Source organism: Micromonospora sp. WMMD1128 (assembly GCF_027497235.1).
GTDB lineage: Bacteria > Actinomycetota > Actinomycetes > Mycobacteriales > Micromonosporaceae > Micromonospora.
In genome coordinates, this window is sequence record NZ_CP114902.1 from 2954623 (window position 1) to 2976186 (window position 21564).

The following is a 21564-nucleotide window of genomic DNA, read 5'->3' on the forward strand; positions in this document are numbered from 1 at the left end:
AGCGCGACTCAGGGGGAGGCCGACCCGTCGACCTCGCCCCTCGCAAGGAGCGCCGCGCATGACCGTTGAGCAGTTCGCCGACCGGCACATCGGCCCCGACCCGGCCGCGGAGCGCCGGATGTTGGAGGCCGTCGGTTACAGCTCCGTCGACGAGTTGATGGACGCCGCGATTCCCGAGGTGATCCGCTGGCACGGCGCCCTGGACCTGCCGGAACCGGCGAGTGAGCGGGAGGCGGTCGCGGAGCTGCGCGCCCTGGCCGCGCGGAACACCGTCGCCGTGTCCATGATCGGCCTGGGTTACCACGGCACGCACACCCCGGCGGTGATCCGCCGTAACGTGCTGGAGAACCCGGCCTGGTACACCGCGTACACGCCGTACCAGCCGGAGATCAGCCAGGGTCGGCTGGAGGCGCTGCTGAACTTCCAGACCATGGTCACCGACCTGACCGGGCTGGCCACCGCGAACGCGTCGATGCTCGACGAGGGCACGGCCGCGGCGGAGGCGATGACCCTCGCCCGGCGGGCGTCGAAGAGCACGAGCCCGGTGTACGTGGTGGACGCCGACGCGCTGCCGCAGACCATCGCCGTGCTCGCCGGCCGCGCCGAGCCGCTCGGCATCGAGGTGCGGGTCGTCGACGTGGACGTCGACGGGTTGCCGGCGGAGTTCTTCGGCCTGCACCTGCAGTACCCGGGGGCGTCCGGCGCGGTCCGTGACCACGCGCCGCTGGTCGCCGCCGCGCACACCGCCGGGGCGCTGGTCACGGTCGCGGCGGACCTGTTGGCGTTGACGCTGCTGCGTCCGCCCGGTGAGATCGGCGCGGACATCGCCGCCGGCACCACCCAGCGTTTCGGGGTGCCGATGGGCTTCGGTGGGCCGCACGCCGGCTACCTGGCGGTGCGCGCCGGCCTGGAGCGGATGCTGCCCGGCCGCCTGGTCGGGGTGTCCCGCGACGCCGCCGGTGATCCCGCGTACCGGCTGGCGTTGCAGACCCGGGAGCAGCACATCCGGCGGGAGAAGGCGACGAGCAACATCTGCACCGCGCAGGTGCTCCTCGCGGTGATGGCCGGCATGTACGCGGTGTACCACGGGCCGGACGGGCTGCGGGCGATCGCCCGGCGTACCCATGCGGTGGCGGCGCGGCTCGCGGCCGGGCTGCGCGCCGGTGGCGTGCAGGTCGCGGACGTGGCGTTCTTCGACACGGTCACCGCGACGGTGCCGGGCCGGGCCGCGCGGGTGGTGGCCGCGGCGGCGGCCCGGGGCGTGAACCTGCGGCTGGTCGACGCCGACCGGGTCGGGGTGTCCTGCGACGAGACGACCACGGCGGCGCACGTGGCGGCGGTGTGGGCGGCGTTCGGCGTCGACGGCGTCGACGGCGACGTGGACGCGGCGTTGCCGGACGGGTTGGCCCGCACGTCGGATTTCCTCACCCACCCGGTGTTCGGCGCCCACCACTCGGAGACGGCGATGCTGCGCTACCTGCGCCGGCTGGCCGACTTCGACTACGCGCTGGACCGCGGGATGATCCCGTTGGGGTCGTGCACGATGAAACTCAACGCCACCAGCGAGATGGAACCGATCAGCTGGGCGGAGTTCGCGCACCTGCACCCGTTCGCGCCGCAGGAGCAGACCGCCGGCTACCGGGAGTTGATCGCCCAGTTGGAGGGTTGGCTGGCGGAGGTGACCGGCTACGACGCGGTCAGCGTGCAACCCAACGCCGGGTCGCAGGGTGAGCTGGCCGGGCTGCTGGCGATCCGCGCCTACCACCGGGACCGCGGCGACGGGCACCGCGACGTGTGCCTGATCCCGTCGTCGGCGCACGGCACCAACGCCGCGTCGGCGGTGATGGCCGGGATGCGGGTGGTCGTGGTCGGCTGCGACGCCGACGGCAACGTCGACCTGGTCGACCTCGACGCGAAGATCGACAAGCATCGGGACGCCCTCGCGGCGATCATGGTGACGTACCCGTCGACGCACGGGGTGTACGAGACGGGCATCGCCCAGCTGTGCGCGAAGGTCCACGACGCCGGCGGTCAGGTGTACGTCGACGGGGCGAACCTCAACGCCCTGGTCGGGTTCGCCAAGCCGGGGATGTTCGGGGCGGACGTGTCGCACCTGAACCTGCACAAGACGTTCTGCATTCCGCACGGCGGCGGCGGCCCGGGTGTGGGGCCGGTGGCGGTACGCGCGCACCTGGCGCCGTTCCTGCCCGGCGACCCGCTCGGCGCGCGCACCGACGGCCGGCCGGCGATCTCCGCGTCCCGGTACGGGTCGGCGGGGATCCTGCCGATCCCGTGGGCGTACCTGCGGATGATGGGCGCGCCGGGTCTGGTGCGGGCCACCGGGGTGGCGGTGCTGGCCGCGAACTACGTGGCGGCGCGGCTGCGCCCGCACTTCCCGGTGCTGTACGCCGGCAACAAGGGCCTGGTGGCGCACGAGTGCATCCTGGACCTGCGTCCGCTGACCCGGGCGAGCGGGGTGAGCGTCGACGACGTGGCGAAGCGGCTGATCGACTACGGTTTCCACGCCCCGACGATGTCGTTCCCGGTGGCGGGGACGCTGATGGTGGAGCCCACCGAGAGTGAGGACCTGGCCGAGTTGGACCGGTTCTGCGACGCGATGATCGCCATCCGCGGGGAGATCGACGAGGTGGCGTCGGGGCGGTGGCCGGCCGGCGACAACCCCCTGGCGAACGCGCCGCACACCGCGGCGATGGTGTCCGGCGACCAGTGGCCGCACCCGTACCCGCGGTCGGTGGGCGCCTACCCGGGCGGCGTGGACCGGGCGGGGAAGTACTGGCCGCCGGTGCGGCGCGTCGACGGCGCGTACGGCGACCGGAACCTGGTCTGCTCCTGCCCGGCGCCGGAGGCGTTCGAGGAGGGCTGAGCGGGGTCACGCCGGGGCGGTGGTGGATCTCCGCCCCGGCCGGCGCGCCGACGGTCACCGCCGGCGCGTACGCCATGCGACGCTGCGTGATCGCTCAGGCGACGAGGGCGTGGCGGGCCGGTCCCCGGTGCGGGGCGATGGTCCGCCCGTCGGGGAGCAGCTCACCGGTGTCCTCGAAGACGATGACGCCGTTGCAGAGCAGGCTCCAGCCCTGCTCAGGGAAGCAGGCGAGGACGCGGGCGGCTTCGCGGTCGGTCGCGTCGGCGGAGGGGCAGGTGGGCTGGTGCTGACACATCGGGTTCTCCGGACTGTGGGGGCACTGTGTCATGGTTCACATGACCAGTGACGCACAGTACCAAGTGAAACCGCGCGGCATCGAGCAAGGTTGCGGCTTGTTCACGTAGATTCGGCTGAACGGATGATCCGGAACCGCCCAGACGTCGTGGAAGCGCTCCCACAGGTACCGGTCGATGCGCCGGGCGTGTCGCCGCGCCGCCTCCGGGGCCGACGCGTTCAGGCGGCGGCGAGCGCGTCCAGGGCGGCGACCACCCGCTCGCCGATGCCGTGACCGCTGCCGTGACCCCCCGCCTCGACGATCTCCAGCCGGGCGTCGGGCCACCGCCGGGTCAACTCCCAGGCGATGTCGGGCGGACCGCTGACGTCCAACCGACCCTGCACCAGCACCCCGGGGATCCCGGCGAGACGGGTCGCGTCGCGCAGCAACTGCCCGTCGGGCAGGAACCCGGCGTGGGCGAAGTAGTGGGTGACCAGCCGGGTGAAGCCGAACCGGAACACCGGGTCGGCGTAGCGCAGGCTCGGCGCGTCCCCACCGGCGAGCGACACGTGCACGTCCTCCCACGCGCACCAGTCCCGCGCCGCCCGGTCCCGCACCACCGGATCCGGGTCGTTGACCAGCCGCGCGTACGCGGCGGCCAGGTCACCGTCCCGGTCGGCCACCGGCACCCCGTCGCGGAACCGCGCCCACTGCTCGGGGAACACCCGACCCATGTCCCGGGTCACCCACTCGACCTCCCGGGCGGTGGTGGCGACCACGCTGAACAGCACCAGCGCGGTCACCCGCTGCGGGTGGGCCTGGGCGTACGCCAACGACAGCGTCGACCCCCACGACGCGCCGCACAACAACCACCGGTCCACACCCAGGTGCGCGCGCAGCGCCTCCATGTCCGCCAGCAGGTGCGCCGTGGTGTTCACCGACAGGTCGGTGGCCGGATCCGCCGCCGACGGGGTGCTGCCGCCGCAGCCACGCTGGTCGAACAACACGATCCGGTAGACGGCCGGGTCGAACAACTGCCGCCACGACGCCCCCGCCCCGGAACCGGGCCCGCCGTGCACCACGAGCGCCGGCCGGCCGTCGGGGTTGCCGCAGGTCTCCCACCGCACCCGCTGACCGTCCCCGACGTCCAGGAAACCCTCCGCGTACGGCTCGATCGGTGGATACATCGGCGGGCCCTCCCACGACATCGGACCGGCGGGTGGACGCCACCGACCGGTAAGTAACGACTAGCCTTCCGGACATGACTATGCGCCCGATCCGGATCATCGGCGACCCCGTCCTGCGCACCCCCAGCGAACCGGTCACCACCTTCGACGCCGAACTGCGCGCCCTCGTGCAGGACCTGATCGACACGACTCTCGGCGCGCCCGGACGCGCCGCCGTCGCCGCACCCCAGATCGGCGTCAACACCCAGGTGTTCGCCTGGCACGCCGACGGCCACACCGGCCACCTCGTCAACCCCACCCTGGAACTGTCCGACGAACTCCAGGACGACGACGAGGGCTGCCTGTCCATCCCCGGGCTCTACTTCCCGACCCCCCGCGCCATGCACGCCACCGCCCACGGCCACGACCAGCACGGCGAACCGCTCACCATCACCGGCAGCGGCTTCCTCGCCCGCATCCTGCAACACGAAACCGACCACCTGCACGGCCGGCTCTACGTCGACACCCTGCGCGGCGACACCCGCCGCCGCGCCCTGCGGGACATCCGCGCCGGCCGGTTCGACTCACCCAGCCGCAGCCGATAACCCCGACCGGGCCGTCAACGTGAACTCCTCATAGTCGGCGACCCGGGTGAACCCCACCCGCTCGTACAACCGCACCGCCGCCGCGTTACCCGCGCTCACGTTCAACACCACGTGCGCGACGCTCTCCCGCAGCCGCGCACACGCCGCCGCCACCACCGCCGCGCCCAACCCCCGACCCCGCCACCGCGGATCCGTCGCCACGTTGCCCACCGCCGCCACCCCGTACACCGGCGACCACACGTGCACCCCCGCCACCGCGACCAGCTCACCGCCGTCGCGCACCCCCACGTACTGGCCGGTCTCCACCATCCGCGCGTCGAACCAGTTGCCCGGATACGCCCGCCCGTACAACCGGCGCAACGCCGGCAGGTCCGCCGCGCCCAACACCTCACCCGCCGACGCCACCCCCGCCAACCGGCCCGGATCCGTCAACGCCATCCGAAGATGCCGCCCACCCGACTCACACCGGAACGACCCGGACAGGGCCCCCACCAGCCCGGGGGACAGGTGCGCGTACGACCGGGCCGGCAACACCGGCGCCACCTCCGCCAACAACGCCGCCATCCCCGCGCGCCCCGCCGGCGCCGCGAACGCCAACACCGTCGGCGGCGTCACCCCGTGATACAGCAACACCACCTGCTCACCCCGACGAAACCACGACGTGTACGGCCAGAAGAAGTCGTCCAGATCACCCAACTGGTAGGCGTGCAACACCGGATCCCCACCCAACAGACCCGCCAGCACCACCCGGTCGTGCTCCGCGCGCACCGCCACCTCAACCCGCCACCCACTGGTCATGACCCACCTTCGCCACCAACGCCACGACCACCACCAACAGCACCACGCGCACGAACCCCGACCCGCGGCGCACCGCCATCCGCGCCCCCACCACCGCCCCGGCGACGTTGCACACCGCCATCGCCGCCCCGAGCAGCCACCACACGTGCCCGGTCACCCCGAACACCACCAACGCGCCCAGGTTCGTCCCCGCGTTGACCACCTTCGCCATCGCCGAACCGTGCAGGAAATCCGCGCCCACCACCGCCGTGAACGCCACCACCAGAAACGTCCCCGTACCCGGACCGATCAACCCGTCGTACAACGCCACCGCCACCCCGGCCACCCCGACCGCCACCGCCACCCGCGCCGGCGTCCGCCGCGCCGGCTGCGCCACCACACCCAGCCGCGGGCGCAGCACCACGAACACCGCCACCGACACCAACACCACCAACACCACCGGCCGGTACGCCCCCGCCGGCACCACACCCGCCAACGCCGCACCCAACCCCGCCGACAGCACCGCCAACCCCGCCGCCGGACCCGCCACCACCCAGTCCACCGTCGTCCGCCGGGCATACGTCACCGCCGCCGTCGACGTCCCGAAGATCGCCGCCAACTTGTTCGTCCCCAACGCCGTCGCCACCGGCACCCCCGGCGCCGCCACCAACAACGCCGGCAACAACAACAGCCCGCCGCCACCCACCACCGCGTCCACCCACCCCGCCACGGCAGCCGCAGCCAGCAACGTCGTCAACGCCCACGGATCCACGCCGCGATTCTGCCCACCCCGCCACCAGCGGCGAGAACCCCTGTGGCCAGCCTCACCGACCCCGACGCCGCCGCAACCACACCCCCACCGACGCCACCGCCACGAACACCACCACCGAACAGCACAACAGCTTCAGCACCCGGCCAGCCTGCCACCCCCGACGTAGGGTGTGCAGGTGCGCCTGGCCACCTTCAACCTGCTGCACGGCCGATCCCTCACCGACGGGCTCGTCGACCCCGACCGGCTCACCGCCGCCGTCACCGCCCTCGACGCCGACATCCTCGCCCTCCAGGAAGTCGACCGCGACCAGACCCGCAGCGGCAACCACGACCTCACCGCCATCGCCGCCCGCGCCCTGCACGCCGACCACCACCGCTTCGCCGCCGCCGTCGTCGGCACCCCCGGCGAACAGTTCCGCCCCCTCACCCACGACGACGACGGACACGGCGAACCCCTCTACGGCGTCGGCCTCATCAGCCGCCACCCCGTCCGCACCTGGCACGTCACCCGCCTACCACCGGCACCCGTACGCTCACCCATCTACGCGCCCGGACCCGGCGGCGGACTCCTCCTGCTCCGCGACGAACCCCGCGTCGTCCTCGCCGCCGTCCTCGACACCCCCCACGGCCGGATCACCGTCGCCGCCACCCACCTGTCCTTCGTCCCCGGCTGGAACATCTGGCAACTACGCCGCGTCGTACGCGCCCTGCGCGCCCTGCCCGCACCCCGGATCCTGCTCGGCGACCTCAACCTCCCCGCCGGCCCCGCCGCCACCCTCACCCGCTGGCGACCCCTCGCCCGACGCCCCACCTACCCGGCCGGGCAACCCCGCGTCCAACTCGACCACGCCCTCGCCGACCGGCACCACCTCGACCGGCTCCCACCCGTCACCGCCGTCGGCACCCCACTGTCCACCATCTCCGACCACCGACCCCTCGTGGTCGACCTCGGCTGAAACCGTTCACCCCACCCCGGACTGCCGCCGCGCCGCCTCCACCGCGTTACGGAACAACATCGCCACCGTCGTCGGACCCACCCCACCGACCCGCGGCGTGATCGCCCCCGCCACCCGCGCGCACGACTCGTCCACGTCCGGCAGCAACCGCCGCCCCTCATACCGCACCCCACCACCGACCACGACCGCACCCGGCCGCACATGCTCCGGCCGCACGATCCCCGGCACCCCCGCCGCCGCCACCAGAATCTCCGCCCGGCGCGTATACCGCGGCCAGTCCGCCACCCCCGTGTGCACCACCGTCACCGCCGCGTTCGCCGTCGGCCGCTTCTGCGCCAACAACAACGCCAACGGCCGACCCAACGTCGCGCCCCGACCCAGGATCACCACCTCCCGGCCCGCCACCGGCACCTGATGGAACGCCAACAACGCCTCGATCCCCGCCGGCGTACACGGCAACGGACCCGGCAACCCCAACGCCAACCGGCCCATGTTCACCGGATGCATCCCGTCCACGTCCTTGTCCGGATCCACCTCGGCAAGAGCCCGGTCGTAGTCCAGACCCACCGGAATCGGATGCTGCACCAACACCCCGTGCACATCCTTGTCGGCGTTGAAATCCGCCACCACCGCGTGCAGATCCGCCTGCGACGCCGCCGCCGGCAGATGCACGTGCGGCGACGCGAACCCCAACTCCGCCGCCTGACGCTGCTTGATCCGGATGTAACCCGCGCTCGCGTCGTCGTCACCCACCAACACCGTCGCCAACGCCGGCGTCACCCCGGCCGCGCGCAACCGCGCCACCGACGCGGCAACATCGGTCAACACCCGCTCCGCCACCGGCCCACCCGGCAACAGCCGCGCCGTCGCACCCTGACCCGCCGAACCCGAAGAAGAAGACACGCGACACCTCGCCCGCGGAGGCCCAGGCGGTCGACCCCCACGACGAGCTCCCCGATGGTTTCCACCCATCCCCGTGCCGCCAGTCGCGTCACCCCCAGCCTGCCACAGCCCGCCGCGCCACCGCATCCATCACCGACTGCCACACCGGCAACGACGCCAACACCGCGTCCGCCCGCCGCCGCCGATCCGCCGCCGACGCCACCCCCAGATCCGCCAACACCGCCTCCAACCCCGGCCGCGCCACCCCCTCCCGCTCCGGCGCCACCGCCGACACCACCGACAGGCACCGCGCGTACGTCACCACCACCCAGAACATCGCCTCCCGGTGCCGCCCCGCCGCCACCAACTCCGCGCCACCGTCGAACACCACCGCCCGCCCCGCCGCGCCCAGATCGGCCCCGAACGCGAACCCGTCCCGCGGCAGCCGCGCCACCTCGTCGAACACCACCGCCAACCCGGCCAGATGCGCCCGCACCCGCCCCGCGTCCACCCCGCCGCCGTCGAGCGTCGCCAACAACTCCGGATACCGCCCACCGAACCCGTGACCCGCCAACACCTCCGACGCCCGCACATACCGCCGCCGCACCGTCGGATCCGCCAACCCCGCCACCAACGGCCACACCGCCAGCACCGACGTCGGGAACACCCACGCCAACACCTGATCGGCCAACGGCGCCCCGGCGTCCAGCACCCGCAGCCCGCCCTCGATCCGCCGCCGCACGCCCGCGCACCGCCGTCGCACCCACACCGGATCCGCGAACCCGGCCGCCACCCGCCGCCGCACCGCCGCCAACCGCCCCGACGGATCCGCGATCACCGAATCGGTACGGAACATCGGCGCGAACACCCACGACCCCAACACGTCGTCCGGGCCACCCACCTCCGCCCACGTCACGGTGCTGATTTCCAACAACACCCCACGATGGACGAACTTGCCCACCTTCACACCGGGGGAGTCCCGCACCAGCAACACGTCCACGTCCGACCACGGCGGCACCACCGCGTCATCCGGCAGACCCACCGTCGACCCGCTGAACAACGCCCCCTCGACCGACGGGTCAACCCGCATCCGCTCCCGCACCCACCCGACCGCCACCGCCCGCGCCGCACCCACCCGCATCCGGCCGATCCTGCCAGCCTCCACGCCAGCCGGGCCGACACGCCGGAGCCGCACGCGCCACCGACCGGGTCACCGCACGAGCGCCACCAGGTCACCGGGCCGCCCCGCGACCAGATCAGCCGCCACACCCGGGTCGTACAGGTGCCCCCAGGCCGCCGCGACCGACAACGCACCCGCCGCGCGGGCCGCCCCCAGATCCAGCGGCGAGTCACCCACATAGGCCACCCGCGCCGGCTCGACACCCAGACGCCGGCACGCCAGCAGGACACCCTCCGGATCCGGCTTCGGCCGAGCCACCTGGTCGCCCCCGACGATCACCCGCACGTGCGCGGCCAGGCCGGTCCGATCCAGCAGGATCCGCGCCGCCCGCGCGCTGGCGCCGGTGAACACCCCCACCGGCAACCGCCGCCCGACCTCCGCCAACAGATCCGCCACCCCGTCGTACACCGTGACCCGGTCCGCCGCCCTCGCCAACTCGTCGTGGTAGCGGTCGAGATCCACCCGGGTGGCGGGACGACGGAGCAACGCGGCGAGCAGGTGCTCCGGAGCACCCAGCGGATAACCGGCGATGACCTCCTCGTCGCTGGGCGGGCGACCACCGCCGGCGACAACCGCCGCCCGGTACGCCGCCGGCACCGCCGCGTGCGACTCGATCAGGGTGCCGTCCATGTCGAAGACCAACCCGGCCAGCGGGATCCGCGCGTGAACCACGGTGTCGAGGCTAGGCGACCGGACTACGAGCCGGACAACCCCCACAGCGTCCGGTTCGTGCGGTTCGCCGCGCCCCGCGGCACCCGGTCACCGACTCAGGCCGCCTCGCCGCCGTCCTGCCGCGCCCCGACGAGGCGCTCGAACCCGTCGAGCAACGCCTGCAGACCCAGGGCGAACAGCGCGTCGAGATCGAAGTCGTAGCCGCCGACGAGTCCGTCCATCATCCGGGCGAGGTTCGGATACCGTCCGGAGTAGGCCAACGCGTGCATGTCCGCAGCCTGCGCGTCACCCCACTGCTCATCCGACAAGCCGGTCTCCGCTCGCGCACGGGCCTCACGCTCCAGGTGAACGGCGAGGCCCTGACCGTGGCTGAACAACAGAATCTGCAGGTCAAGAACACGATCCGCGGACAGGCCCAGATCGGCCAACGCGCCGATGATCCACTCGCCATGACGCAACAGGTTGGGTAGCGGCAGGGGCCTGGCCAGTGGACCCAGGTGAGCGAGCCACGGATGGCGGCAGTGCAGACCCCACAGCAGGCGAGCGCCGAACTCCAGCCTGGCGCGCCAACCGTCAGGCGGCACCGCCGGATACTCACCCTCCCCGTACGCCACGTCCGCCATCAGCAGCACCAGTTCGTCCTTACCCGCGACGTGCCGATACAGCGACATGGTGGCCACCCCCAACCGCGCGGCGACGGCCCGCATCGACACGGCCTCAAGCCCTTGGGCATCCGCTATCGCCATGGCGGCGCGTACGACGCGGTCGCGGCTCAACTCGACCTCCGGCATCGCGGCCGTTCCCGTCGACGCCGGCCGCGCTCGCGGCGCCGTGCGCGATCCTGCACGGGCAGCCGGCGGCGCCACGATCGAACCCACCCGCGGTTGAGCGCGGACCAGACCAGCCTGACGCAACTCGTTCAACGCCTTCGCCGCAGTGCCCGGCGCGACTCCCCACCCGGCGGCAAGCGCTCGAATCGAAGGAAGTCGATCACCGGGCCGCAGCTCCCGTGCGGCGATGCGTCGGCGTAGCTCCGCGGCGATATGCAGGTACGGCGGCTCAACGGTCACTGGAGCACCCCTCTGTGCTGGTACACGAGCGCTCCTGCGCTAATGCAGCGTCGCCCGCATCCCTTTTAAATTCAACTATGTACATCGTACGTTGATGACGCGTACAGCGTACGAAGCACAAGGAGGACCCCGTGAAGACCGTGCTGATCTCCGGCGCCGGCGTCGCCGGACCGGCCCTGGCGTACTGGCTGCGCCACCACGACATCACCCCGACAGTGGTAGAGCAGGCGCCCGCGCCACGAGCCGGTGGCCACGCGGTGGACGTGCGTGGGGTGGCGCTCCAGGTGATCAAGCGAATGGGACTGACCGAACCACTACGCCGCGCCCACACCCAGATGCGCGGAATGTCGATGCTCGACGCCCACGGCACCGAGATCATGCGCTCAACCGAGATGGCACTCAGCAGCGGCCGACTCGACAGCGACGACATCGAGGTGCTCCGGGAAGACCTCACCGACATGCTCATCGACGCAACCCGACCACACACCCGCTACCTGTTCGGTGACTCCGTGACCGCACTCGAACAACACCGGGACGGCATCCGAGCGACTTTCGACCACGCCCCGCCCGAAACATTCGACCTGGTCGTCGGCGCGGACGGTCTGCACTCCACGGTGCGGCGGCTCGCCTTCGGGCCGGAGCAGCCCCACGTGCGCCACCTCCACGCATACGTCGGCGTGTTCACCGCCCCCAACTTCCTCGACCTGGACCGCTGGCAGGTCTGGCTCCGCGCGCCGGACGTCGGCTACGGCATCTACTCGGCACGTGACAACACCGAGATCCGAGTCAACCTCGGCTTCGAGTCGGGTCCGCTCGACTACGACCGCCACGACGTAACGCCCAACGCGCACTGATCGAGGAAAGACTCGCCGGCGTCGGCTGGGAAACCCCACGACTACTCGCCGCCATGTGGCAGGCCCCTGACTTCTACTTCGACGCCATGGCCCAGATCCACATGGACCGCTGGTCCACCGGCAGGGTCACGCTGCTCGGCGACGCCGGCTACTGCCCCTCGCCCCTGTCGGGACAAGGCACCAGCCCGCTGGTGGGCGCGTACGTGCTCGCCGACTCCCTGGCCGACGCCACCGACGACCACCGCGCCGCGCTCGATCGCTACGAACAACGGATGCGCCGGTTCGTCACGCTCAACCAGGCACTCGCCACGGAGAATCCCGGCGGTCCGCCCTCCGAGGAGTCCACCGAACTGGCCAAGTCGGCCATCGACCTCGACGCGCGGACCCGATGACGAGCCCACACCTCAGAAGCCCGGCAACCCGAAAAACACCCGATTCGTGCGGTTCGCTGCCGCCGCCGCCCGCTGCTGACCCGCCGTCACCTCGATGTACGTCTGCGACGACGCCAACGACGCGTGTCCCAGCAACCGCATGATCTCCGCCGCGCCCGCCCCGTCCTCCGCCAACCGCGTCGCGAACGTGTGCCGCAACGCGTGCAACCGCGCCCCCCGGGGCACCCGGTCACCGATGCCCGCCCGCCGGTAACACGACTCCACCAGATACTGCAGACCGCCCCGACGCAACGGCTCACCCGCCCGGTCCACCAGCAACGGCCCGTCCGGCCGCACGCTGCGCCCACCGAAACGCACCCGCCGGCTCTCCAGGTAACCGGCCAGCACCCGGTCCACGCCCACCTCGATCGGCACCGTCCGCGGCCGCCCGCCCTTGCCCGCCACGTCAACGCGTCGCTCGCCGTCGCGCCCGGCCACCGACGACACACGCAGCGCCAGCAGCTCCGACAGCCGCAACCCGGCGCACAGCGCCAGCGCCAGCACCGCCAGGTCCCGCTCCGGCCACGGGTCACGCTGCCGGCCGTCCGCGCGCGCCACCGCCGCCAGCAGCTCCTCCGGGGTGTCCTCGCCGCGCAGCGGCTTGGGCCGGGGGAGCGGCGTGCGCGGGCGCCCCACCGCCGGCATCGGATTGCCGGGCACGACCCCCTCGGCCACCAGGAACGTGAAGAAGCTGTTCCAGGTGGACCAGGCGCGGTGGACGGAGGCGGCGGCGCGGGGAGCGGCGAAGCGGGCGAACGCCGCGCGCATCACCCGGGCGGAGAGGGCGCCGACGGGCAGCCGGCCGAGGGGGAGGGGAGTGCGGTCGTCACCGTCCGCCGCGACCAGCGCCGCCACCGCGTTCAGGTCCCGCCGGTACGCCGCCAAAGTGTGCGGGGAGGGCTTGCGGGTGGCCCGAGCGGTCAGGAACTCCTCGATCAACGCCCCTACCGTTTCGTCCGGTTTGTCATGCATAAGGAATATTATGCATGAATTTCGCGTTCCCGCCAGGCCGGCGCTCCGGGGGAGAGCGGCCGAAAAACGCTAGCCGCACACCGCGGACCGGGCCCCATGGTGGAGATCGGCGAAACGCTCGTCCGCACCCTTGTCGCCGCGCAGTTCCCGCACTGGGCGCACCTGCCGGTCGACGCCGTGCCCCGGCAGGGGTGGGACAACCGGACGTTTCGCCTCGACGACGACCTGCTGGCCCGGCTGCCCAGCGCCGAGGGCTACGTGCCCGGCGTCGCCAAGGAGGACCGCTGGCCGCCTCACCTGGCCCGCCACCTGCCGCTACCGGTACCCGAACCGGTGGCCACCGGCGCGCCCGGCGCCGGCTATCCGTACCCCTGGTCGGTGCGCCGGGGAGGCCCCCATCCGGTTTACTTGACATAATGTAGATTATCGAACCGGTGCGGAACGGTGGAAGATGCCGGACACCACCGTCCCGTGTCCGCCGTCGGGGTCAGGCCCCGACATAGGCGGCGAGGTGCTCGCCGGTGAGCGTGGACCGGGCGGCCACGAGGTCGGCCGGGGTGCCCTCGAAGACGATCCGGCCGCCGTCGTGCCCCGCGCCCGGGCCGAGGTCGATGATCCAGTCGGCGTGCGCCATGACCGCCTGGTGGTGCTCGATGACGATGACGGACTTGCCGGCGTCGACGAGCCGGTCGAGCAGGCTGAGCAGGTGGGCGACGTCGGCCAGGTGCAGGCCGGTGGTGGGCTCGTCGAGGACGTGGACACCGCCCTTGTCCCCCATCCGGGTGGCGAGCTTGAGTCGCTGCCGCTCCCCTCCGGAGAGCGTGGTGAGGGGTTGACCGAGCGTGAGGTAGCCGAGGCCGACGTCGGCGAGCCGGTCGAGGACGGTGTGGGCGGCCGGGGTGCGGGCGTCGCCGGCGCCGAAGAACTTCTCCGCCTCGTTCACCGACATGGCGAGGACCTCGCTGATGTCGCGGCCGCCGAGGTGGTAGTCGAGCACGGCGGCCTGGAAGCGTTTGCCCTCGCAGTCCTCGCAGGTGCTGGCGACACCGGCCATCATGGCCAGGTCGGTGTAGATGACGCCGGCGCCGTTGCAGGTGGGGCAGGCGCCCTCGGAGTTGGCGCTGAACAGGGCGGGTTTGACGCCGTTGGCTTTGGCGAAGGCCTTGCGGATGGGGTCGAGCAGGCCGGTGTAGGTGGCGGGGTTGCTGCGGCGGGAGCCACGGATGGGGGTCTGGTCGACGCTTACCACGTCGTCGCGGCCGGCCAGGGAGCCGTGGATGAGGGAGCTCTTGCCGGAGCCGGCGACGCCGGTGACGACGACGAGGACGCCGAGGGGGATGTCGACGTCGACGTCGCGCAGGTTGTGGGTGCGGGCGCCGCGGATGGGCAGGGTGCCGGTGGGTGTGCGCGGGGTGTCCTTGAGGGTGGCGCGGTCGTCGAGGTGGCGGCCGGTGGTGGTGTCGCTGGCGCGGAGGCCGGCGACGGTGCCCTCGTAGCAGATGGCGCCGCCGGCGGTGCCGGCGCCGGGGCCGAGGTCGACGACGTGGTCGGCGATGGCGATGGTTTCGGGTTTGTGTTCGACGACCAGGACGGTGTTGCCCTTGTCGCGCAGGCGCAGCAGGAGGTTGTTCATCCGGGCGATGTCGTGCGGGTGCAGCCCGATGGTGGGTTCGTCGAAGACGTAGGTGACGTCGGTCAGGGACGAGCCGAGGTGGCGGATCATCTTGGTGCGTTGGGCCTCGCCGCCGGAGAGGGTGCCGGCGGGGCGGTCGAGGCTGAGGTAGCCGAGGCCGATCTCGACGAAGGAGTCGAGGGTGTCCCCCAGCGCGGTGAGCAGCGGGGCGACGGAGGGTTCGGTCAGGTCGCGTACCCAGGTGGCGAGGTCGCTGATCTGCATGGCGCAGGCGTCGGCGATGCTGATGCCGTTGATCTTCGAGGAGCGGGCTTCGGGGCTCAGGCGGGTGCCGTCGCAGTCGGGGCAGGTGGTGAACGTGACGGCGCGTTCGACGAAGGCGCGGATGTGGGGTTGCATGGCGTCGACGTCCTTGCTGAGCATCGACTTCTGCATGGCGGGGATCAGGCCGGTGTAGGTGACGTTGATGCCCTCGACCTTGATCTTGGTGGGTTCCTTGTGCAGGAGGTCGTGCAGTTCCCGTTTCGTGTAGTCGCGGATGGGCTTGTCGGGGTCGAACATGCCGCTGCCGCGGAAGATGCGGCCGTACCAGCCGTCCATGCTGTAGCCGGGGATGGTGATGGCGCCGTCGTTGATGCTGCGGTCGGCGTCGTAGAGGACGGTGAGGTCGATGTCGTTGACGGCGCCGCGGCCCTCGCAGCGGGGGCACATGCCGCCGAGGCGGGTGAAGGTGGCCTTCTTGGCCTGGGTTCTGCCGGCGCCGCGTTCGACGGTGATGGCGCCGGTGGCGCGGACGGATGGGACGTTGAACGAGTAGGCGTTGGGTGGGCCGATGTGGGGTTGGCCGAGGCGGCTGAACAGGATCCGGAGCATGGCGTTGGCGTCGGTGGCGGTGCCGACGGTGGAGCGGGGGTCGGCGCCCATGCGTTCCTGGTCGACGATGATCGCTGTGGTGAGGCCGTCGAGGAGGTCGACGTCGGGTCGGGACAGGGTGGGCATGAAGCCCTGGACGAACGCGCTGTAGGTCTCGTTGATGAGTCGTTGGGACTCGGCGGCGATGGTGCCGAAGACCAGGGAGCTCTTGCCGGAGCCGGAGACGCCGGTGAACACGGTGAGGCGGCGTTTGGGTAGTTCGACGTCGACGTCGCGCAGGTTGTTCTCGCGGGCGCCGTGGACGCGGATCATGTCGTGGCTGTCGGCGTGGGCCGTGGTCATGGGATCTCCGTCCGGTGGTGGCTTCAGCGTCGCTGGTTGATGCGGATGAGGTTGCCGGTGGGGTCGCGGAAGGCGCAGTCGCGGACGCCGTAGGGCTGTTCTGTGGGTTCCTGGACGACGTCGGCGCCGGCGGCCTGGAGGCGGTCGAACAGGGCGTCGAGGTCGTCGGTGGCGAGGGTGAGCGCGCCGTAGCTGCCCTTGGCGATGAGTTCGTGGATGGTGCGGCGTTCGTCGTCGGTGATGCCGGGGTCGACGGCCGGGGGGTGCAGGACGATGCCGGTTTCGGGTTGTTCGGGTGGGCCGACGGTGAGCCAGCGCATGGTGTCGCCGTGGCCGACGTCGTTGCGGAGGTCGAAGCCGAGGGTGTCGCGGTAGAAGGCGATGGCGGCGTCGGCGTCGGTGTGCGGGAGGAAGGCGTAGTGGATCGTGATGGTCATGGTGGTCACGCTAGTGGGGGCGGTCGGTCCGGGCTTCTCGATTCCTGATCGGTCGGGTGGCCTGTTTGGTGAGGCACGCCGGTGGTTCGGCGGTGGCGGGTGCGTGGCGGGCGCGGTAGGCGCTTGGTGGTTCGCCGACGAGTTCGGTGAAGCGGGTGCTGAAGGTGCCCAGGGACTGGCAGCCGACGGCGAAGCAGACCTCGGTGACGGTGAGGTCGCCGCGGCGCAGCAGGGCCATGGCGCGTTCGATGCGGCGGGTCATGAGGTACGCGTACGGGGATTCGCCGTAGGTCTGGCGGAACTGGCGGCTGAGGTGGCCGGCGGACATATGTTCGCCGCGGGCGAGGGCTTCGACGTCGAGGGGTTGCGCGTACTCGCGGTCGATGCGGTCGCGGACGCGGCGCAGCCGGGTGAGGTCGCGCAGGCGTTGGGCGAACGCCGGGTCGTGGTCCTGCACGGGGACATCTTCCCAGGTGGGGTGCGACTGGCGCGGAGGGCCGGGGTGGGGTCAGCGCAGCCGGCGGGCGGTGAACCGGGTGGGCGGGTCGGCGATGGCGTCCTGGGCGGCGACGAGTTGGAGTTCGCGGGTGCCGGCGGCGAGGGTCGCCTCGAGCACCGCGAAGATCGAGTTGGTGGTGTGTTCCAGCGCGGTCGCGGGTGAGCCGGTGGTGGCGAGGTGGGCCAGGTAGAGGGCGGCGGTCACGTCGCCGCCGCCGTTGGGGTTGATCGGCAGCAGCGGGGTGGTGACGGCCCAGGCGCCGTCGGCGCAGACGGCGACGACCTCCAGGTGGCCGGCGGGCAGGTCGCCGTGCAGGACGCTGGTGACCAGGACGTGTTCGGGGCCGGTGGCGCGGACGGTGTCGACGGCGGTGAGCAGGTCGTCGAGGGTGTCGGTGCGGCGGCCGGCGAGGAATTCCAGCTCGAACTGGTTGGGGGTGACGATGTCGGCGCGCGGGACGACGGTGTCGCGCAGGTATTCGGGGATGCCGGGGCGGACGAACATGCCGCGGCCGACGTCGCCCATGACCGGGTCGCAGCAGTAGAGCGCGGCCGGGTTGGCGGCCTTGACCTGGGCGACGGTGTCGAGGATCACCGCGCCGACGGCGGGGTCGCCCTGGTAGCCGGAGAGCACGGCGTCGGCGGTGCCGAGCACGCCGCGGTCGGCGATGCCGGCGATGACCTCGGCGACGTCGGTGGGGGCGAGCAGGGGGCCGCGCCAGGCGCCGTAGCCGGTGTGGTTGGAGAAGTGCACGGTCAGGACCGGCCAGACCTCGTGGCGCAGGCGTTGCAGGGGGAACACGGCGGCGGAGTTGCCGACGTGGCCGTAGGCGACGGACGACTGGATGGACAGGATCTTCACCGGCCCATCGTCGCATCCCGGCCGATGGTCACGCTCGGTGGTCGTCCGGTGGCGGGCGGGGGTAGCGTCGGCCGCTCGGCTCAGGGTTTCGACCGTCGGGCGCGGGGTGGGTTTGGGCTGCGCATGCGGTGGGGGCATGAAGCGAGGGGTTCTCGCCATCTGGACGGAGGAAGCAAGGATGCTTTCCGCTTTTGATCGTCGGCGCACCATTGCGCCGGCCGGGTACAGCCGGTGGCTGATCCCGCCGGCGGCGCTGGCGATCCATCTCTGCATCGGGCAGGTCTACGCGACGAGCGTGTACAAGAATTCCCTGATCGCGCACTTCGACACCGGGCAGACGGCGATCGGGGTGATCTTCAGCATCGCGATCGTGATGTTGGGCCTGTCGGCGGCGGTGGCCGGGACGTGGGTGGAGGCGAACGGTCCGCGTAAGGCGATGTTCGTCTCGGCGTGTTTCTGGGCGGCCGGGTTCCTGGTCGGCGCGCTGGGCATCGCGACCTCGCAGCTGTGGCTGCTGTATCTGGGGTACGGCGTGCTGGGCGGTATCGGCCTGGGAATCGGGTACATCTCCCCCGTCTCCACGTTGATCAAGTGGTTCCCGGACCGGCCGGGCCTGGCGACCGGCTTGGCGATCATGGGGTTCGGTGGTGGGGCGATGGTGGCCTCTCCCCTGTCCCGGCAGTTGCTGTCGTTGTTCGACTCGGGCTACGACCCGTCCGTCAGCGGGTCGACGGCGTCCGGTTCGGCGCTGGTGTGGTTGTTCGTCACGCTCGGTGTCGGCTACTTCGCGATCATGATGTTCGGCGTCTTCAACGTGCGGGTGCCGGCGGCGGACTGGCGTCCGGCCGGGTTCGACCCGTCGACGGTGGCGAAGAAGCCGATGGTGACCACCGCGAACGTGTCGGCGGCTAACGCGGTGAAGACCCGGTCGTTCTGGCTGCTGTGGGTGGTGCTGTTCTGCAACGTGACCGCGGGCATCGGCATCCTGGAGCAGGCCAGCCCGATGATCCAGGACTTCTTCCGCGACGGTGGCACCTCCTCGGTGTCGGTGGCGGCGGCCGGCGGGTTCGTGGGGCTGCTGTCGTTGTTCAACATGGCGGGCCGGTTCGTCTGGTCGTCGACGTCGGATGTGATCGGCCGGAAGCCGATCTACGTGGTGTACCTGGGTGTGGGCCTGGCGCTGTACCTGGCGCTGGCGCTGGTCGGGCAGACGGCGACGGCATTGTTCGTGCTGTTGGCCTGCGTGATCCTGTCGTTCTACGGCGGTGGGTTCGCGACCGCGCCGGCGTACCTGCGGGACCTGTTCGGCACGTTCGAGGTGGGCGCGATCCACGGTCGGCTGCTGACCGCGTGGTCGGCGGCGGGCGTGGCCGGGCCGCTGATCGTCAACGCGTTCCTCGACGCGCAGGGCGAGCCGGGTTCGTTGACCGCGTCGGCGTACCGGCCGGCGTTGTTCACGATGGTCGGGGTGCTGGCGGTGGGGCTGGTGGCGAACCTGCTGATCCGGCCGGTGCCGCAGCGGTTCCACGAGCCGGCGTCGGGCCGGGACGAGATGGCGCCGGGGCAGCCGGTGGCGGCGGAGAGGAGCGGATCGTGAACGGGCGGACCGGTGGCGGGCAGCAGGTCCGCCTGGTGGTGTCGTGGCTGTTGGTGGCCGTGTTGCTGGGTTACGGCGTGATCCAGACGTTGATGACGGCGGCGAAGCTGTTCACCGGGTGACGGTGGGCGGGCAGCGGCGGTCCGGGGGCTCCCCCGGGTCGCCGCGTCGTTGCTACAGACCGCCGGCGACCCGCAGGACCGCGCCTGTCGTGTAGGTGGCGTCGGGGCCGAGCAGGTGGGCGATCGCGCCGGCCACCTCGTCGGGCTCACCGGCGCGGCCCAGCGGGATGCGGCCGGCGGAGGTGTCCGGGCGGTCCGGTGCGCCGGAGCGGGCGTGGATGTCGGTGCGGATGATGCCGGGGGCGACCGCGTTGACCCGGATGCCGCGCGGCGCGAGTTCCTTGGCCAGGCCGACGGTGAGGGTGTCGGTGGCGGCCTTCACGGCGGCGTAGTGGATGTACTCGCCGGGGCTGCCGAGGGTGGCCGCGGCGGAGGAGACGTTGACGATCGCGCCGCCGCCTGTCATCCGGCTGGCGGCCTGCTGGGCGCAGAGGATGTAGCCGACGAGGTTGACGTCGACGACCTCGCGCAGGTCGTCGGCGCGCAGGTCGGTGAAGGGGCCGATCGGGCTGGTGACGCCGGCGTTGTTGACCAGGCCGGTGAGCGGGCCGAGTTGGTCGGCGGCGGCGAACAGCCGGCGTACCTGGTCGGGGTCGCGGGTGTCGGCGGCGACGGTGACGGCGCGGCGCCCGGTGGCGCGCACGTCGGCGGCGACCGTCGCGGCGGTGTCGTGGTCGGCGCGGTAGCCGATGATCAGGTCGTGTCCGTCGGCGGCGAGTCGGCGCGCGGTGGCCGCGCCGATGCCGCGCCCACCCCCGGTGATGATGGTGACGGAGGTCAATGCGTTCTCCTCTGCCCTGGTGGTGGGGGCGACGTTACCGTGGGCGGGACCACCGGGGACGGAGAGGACGGTCACATGGGGCGGGCGTTGGTGCTGGGCGGCGGCGGGGTGACCGGGGTCGCCTGGGAGCTGGGGTTGCTGGCCGGGCTGGCTGAGCGGGGGGTGCCGCTGGACGAGGCGGACCTGGTGGTGGGCACGTCGGCCGGTTCGGTGGTCGGTGCGCAGGTCTGTTCCGGGGTGCCGCTGTCCGAGTGGTACGCGGCGCAGCTGCGTCCGCCGCGCGACGAGGTGCCGGCCCGGCTCGGTCTGGGGGTGCTGGCCCGGTGGGCGTGGGCCGGGGCGCGGGGTCGGGACGCGGCGCGGGCCCGGGCGCGGGTGGGCGCGTTGGCGTTGGCGGCGCGTACCCCGTCGGAGGAGTCCCGGCGGGCGGTGATCGCGGCGCGGCTGCCGGCGCGGGAATGGCCGGCGCGGCGGCTGCTGGTCACCGCCGTCGACGCGGCCTCGGGTGGGTTCGTGGTCTTCGACGCCGACAGCGGGGTGTCGCTCGTCGACGCGGTCGGGGCGAGTTGCGCGGTGCCCGGGGTGTGGCCGCCGGTGACTGTCGACGGCCGGCGTTACGTCGACGGCGGGGTGCGGTCGCCGGTGAACGCGGACCTGGCCGCCGGGGCTGCTCAGGTGGTGGTGTTGGCGCCGACGAGCGCCGCGGTCGGGCCGATGCCGCGGCTGGCGGCGCAGGTGTCGGCGTTGCGGTCGGCGGGGGCGCGGGTGGCGGTGGTGGCGCCGGACCGGGCGGCGCGCGCGGCGATCGGTCGTAACGTGCTGGACCCGACGCGGCGGGCGGCGTCGGCGCGGGCCGGGTTCGCGCAGGCCGCGACCGTGGCCGATGAGGTGGCGGCGGTCTGGGCGTGATCGCCTAGGCTCACCG

Annotated in this window: 23 protein-coding genes; 9 read left to right on the forward strand and 14 right to left on the reverse strand. The window is 72.3% G+C overall.

Features of this window, described 5'->3' with window-relative positions:
* Nucleotides 1–58: 58 nt before the first annotated feature.
* Nucleotides 59–2884 (forward strand): aminomethyl-transferring glycine dehydrogenase, encoded by a 2826-nt coding sequence (gene gcvP, locus O7602_RS13560; protein ID WP_281589321.1) that lies wholly within the window; start codon nucleotides 59–61, stop codon nucleotides 2882–2884.
* A gap of 94 nt (nucleotides 2885–2978) precedes the next feature.
* Here the strand turns inward: gcvP and O7602_RS13565 are convergent, their stop codons facing one another.
* Entirely contained in the window at nucleotides 2979–3179 is a 201-nt protein-coding gene (locus tag O7602_RS13565) for a DUF5999 family protein (protein ID WP_013286363.1), read from the reverse strand.
* A 218-nt stretch (nucleotides 3180–3397) separates the two neighbouring features.
* Nucleotides 3398–4345, reverse strand: coding sequence for a prolyl aminopeptidase (gene pip, locus O7602_RS13570; protein ID WP_281589322.1), 948 nt, complete (start codon nucleotides 4343–4345; stop codon nucleotides 3398–3400).
* A 74-nt stretch (nucleotides 4346–4419) separates the two neighbouring features.
* Between pip and O7602_RS13575 the strand changes: the two genes are divergently transcribed.
* Nucleotides 4420–4929: a peptide deformylase gene (locus O7602_RS13575; RefSeq protein WP_281589323.1), complete on the forward strand. Its 510-nt coding sequence runs from the start codon at nucleotides 4420–4422 to the stop codon at nucleotides 4927–4929.
* Here the strand turns inward: O7602_RS13575 and O7602_RS13580 are convergent.
* Nucleotides 4909–5727 carry a GNAT family N-acetyltransferase gene (locus tag O7602_RS13580; protein ID WP_281589324.1) on the reverse strand — a complete coding sequence of 273 codons (819 nt, stop codon included), beginning with the start codon at nucleotides 5725–5727 and terminating at the stop codon, nucleotides 4909–4911. The two genes, O7602_RS13575 and O7602_RS13580, sit on opposite strands and share 21 nt — an antisense overlap.
* Nucleotides 5705–6424 carry a TSUP family transporter gene (locus O7602_RS13585; RefSeq protein ID WP_281590284.1) on the reverse strand — a complete coding sequence of 240 codons (720 nt, stop codon included), beginning with the start codon at nucleotides 6422–6424 and terminating at the stop codon, nucleotides 5705–5707. The genes O7602_RS13580 and O7602_RS13585 overlap by 23 nt, the downstream gene beginning before the upstream one ends.
* Before the next feature lie 229 nt (nucleotides 6425–6653).
* Here O7602_RS13585 and O7602_RS13590 point away from each other — a divergent pair, with 229 nt between their 5' ends.
* Nucleotides 6654–7433, forward strand: a complete 780-nt coding sequence (locus O7602_RS13590; protein ID WP_281589325.1) for an endonuclease/exonuclease/phosphatase family protein — start codon at nucleotides 6654–6656, stop codon at nucleotides 7431–7433.
* A 6-nt stretch (nucleotides 7434–7439) separates the two neighbouring features.
* Here O7602_RS13590 and O7602_RS13595 read toward each other — a convergent pair whose 3' ends face one another.
* From O7602_RS13595 to O7602_RS13610, 4 genes are all read right to left on the reverse strand, one after another.
* Nucleotides 7440–8273: a tetrahydrofolate dehydrogenase/cyclohydrolase catalytic domain-containing protein gene (locus O7602_RS13595; protein WP_281589327.1), complete on the reverse strand. Its 834-nt coding sequence runs from the start codon at nucleotides 8271–8273 to the stop codon at nucleotides 7440–7442.
* A gap of 151 nt (nucleotides 8274–8424) precedes the next feature.
* Nucleotides 8425–9456, reverse strand: a complete 1032-nt coding sequence (locus tag O7602_RS13600) for a hypothetical protein (protein ID WP_281589328.1) — start codon at nucleotides 9454–9456, stop codon at nucleotides 8425–8427.
* A 69-nt stretch (nucleotides 9457–9525) separates the two neighbouring features.
* Complete coding sequence (locus O7602_RS13605; RefSeq protein WP_281589331.1) at nucleotides 9526–10167, reverse strand: HAD-IA family hydrolase; 642 nt, start codon at nucleotides 10165–10167, stop codon at nucleotides 9526–9528.
* Nucleotides 10168–10262: 95 nt separating this feature from the next.
* Nucleotides 10263–11237 carry a GntR family transcriptional regulator gene (locus tag O7602_RS13610; RefSeq protein WP_281589333.1) on the reverse strand — a complete coding sequence of 325 codons (975 nt, stop codon included), beginning with the start codon at nucleotides 11235–11237 and terminating at the stop codon, nucleotides 10263–10265.
* A 131-nt stretch (nucleotides 11238–11368) separates the two neighbouring features.
* Between O7602_RS13610 and O7602_RS13615 the strand changes: the two genes are divergently transcribed.
* Nucleotides 11369–12091, forward strand: a complete 723-nt coding sequence (locus tag O7602_RS13615; protein ID WP_281589335.1) for an FAD-dependent monooxygenase — start codon at nucleotides 11369–11371, stop codon at nucleotides 12089–12091.
* Nucleotides 12092–12144: 53 nt separating this feature from the next.
* Complete coding sequence (locus tag O7602_RS13620; protein ID WP_281589337.1) at nucleotides 12145–12483, forward strand: FAD-dependent monooxygenase; 339 nt, start codon at nucleotides 12145–12147, stop codon at nucleotides 12481–12483.
* A 12-nt stretch (nucleotides 12484–12495) separates the two neighbouring features.
* Here the strand turns inward: O7602_RS13620 and O7602_RS13625 are convergent, their stop codons facing one another.
* Nucleotides 12496–13494: a tyrosine-type recombinase/integrase gene (locus O7602_RS13625; protein ID WP_281589339.1), complete on the reverse strand. Its 999-nt coding sequence runs from the start codon at nucleotides 13492–13494 to the stop codon at nucleotides 12496–12498.
* A gap of 96 nt (nucleotides 13495–13590) precedes the next feature.
* Here O7602_RS13625 and O7602_RS13630 point away from each other — a divergent pair, with 96 nt between their 5' ends.
* A complete protein-coding gene (locus tag O7602_RS13630; protein ID WP_281589341.1) occupies nucleotides 13591–13911 on the forward strand; it encodes a phosphotransferase in 321 nt (106 codons plus the stop codon).
* Nucleotides 13912–13981: 70 nt separating this feature from the next.
* Here O7602_RS13630 and O7602_RS13635 read toward each other — a convergent pair whose 3' ends face one another.
* From O7602_RS13635 to pdxY, 4 genes are read right to left on the reverse strand one after another with little or no spacing between them, the layout of a single operon-like run.
* Nucleotides 13982–16342: an excinuclease ABC subunit UvrA gene (locus O7602_RS13635; RefSeq protein WP_281589342.1), complete on the reverse strand. Its 2361-nt coding sequence runs from the start codon at nucleotides 16340–16342 to the stop codon at nucleotides 13982–13984.
* A gap of 23 nt (nucleotides 16343–16365) precedes the next feature.
* Nucleotides 16366–16779: a VOC family protein gene (locus O7602_RS13640; RefSeq protein ID WP_281589343.1), complete on the reverse strand. Its 414-nt coding sequence runs from the start codon at nucleotides 16777–16779 to the stop codon at nucleotides 16366–16368.
* 10 nt (nucleotides 16780–16789) lie between these two features.
* On the reverse strand, nucleotides 16790–17236 hold the full coding sequence (locus O7602_RS13645) for a helix-turn-helix transcriptional regulator (RefSeq protein ID WP_281589344.1): 447 nt from the start codon (nucleotides 17234–17236) through the stop codon (nucleotides 16790–16792).
* A gap of 51 nt (nucleotides 17237–17287) precedes the next feature.
* Nucleotides 17288–18139, reverse strand: a complete 852-nt coding sequence (gene pdxY, locus O7602_RS13650) for a pyridoxal kinase PdxY (protein WP_281589346.1) — start codon at nucleotides 18137–18139, stop codon at nucleotides 17288–17290.
* Between the two features lie 178 nt (nucleotides 18140–18317).
* Here pdxY and O7602_RS13655 point away from each other — a divergent pair, with 178 nt between their 5' ends.
* Together O7602_RS13655 and O7602_RS13660 are read left to right on the forward strand one after the other, a co-directional pair.
* Nucleotides 18318–19736, forward strand: a complete 1419-nt coding sequence (locus O7602_RS13655; protein WP_281589348.1) for an OFA family MFS transporter — start codon at nucleotides 18318–18320, stop codon at nucleotides 19734–19736.
* Complete coding sequence (locus tag O7602_RS13660) at nucleotides 19733–19858, forward strand: hypothetical protein (RefSeq protein ID WP_281589350.1); 126 nt, start codon at nucleotides 19733–19735, stop codon at nucleotides 19856–19858. Before O7602_RS13655 ends, O7602_RS13660 begins: the two co-directional genes overlap by 4 nt.
* Nucleotides 19859–19910: 52 nt before the next feature.
* Here the strand turns inward: O7602_RS13660 and O7602_RS13665 are convergent, their stop codons facing one another.
* Nucleotides 19911–20639: an SDR family oxidoreductase gene (locus O7602_RS13665; RefSeq protein WP_281589352.1), complete on the reverse strand. Its 729-nt coding sequence runs from the start codon at nucleotides 20637–20639 to the stop codon at nucleotides 19911–19913.
* A gap of 75 nt (nucleotides 20640–20714) precedes the next feature.
* On the opposite strand from O7602_RS13665, the gene O7602_RS13670 reads away from it, so the two are divergent.
* On the forward strand, nucleotides 20715–21548 hold the full coding sequence (locus O7602_RS13670) for a patatin-like phospholipase family protein (protein WP_281589354.1): 834 nt from the start codon (nucleotides 20715–20717) through the stop codon (nucleotides 21546–21548).
* Nucleotides 21549–21564 lie beyond the last annotated feature (16 nt).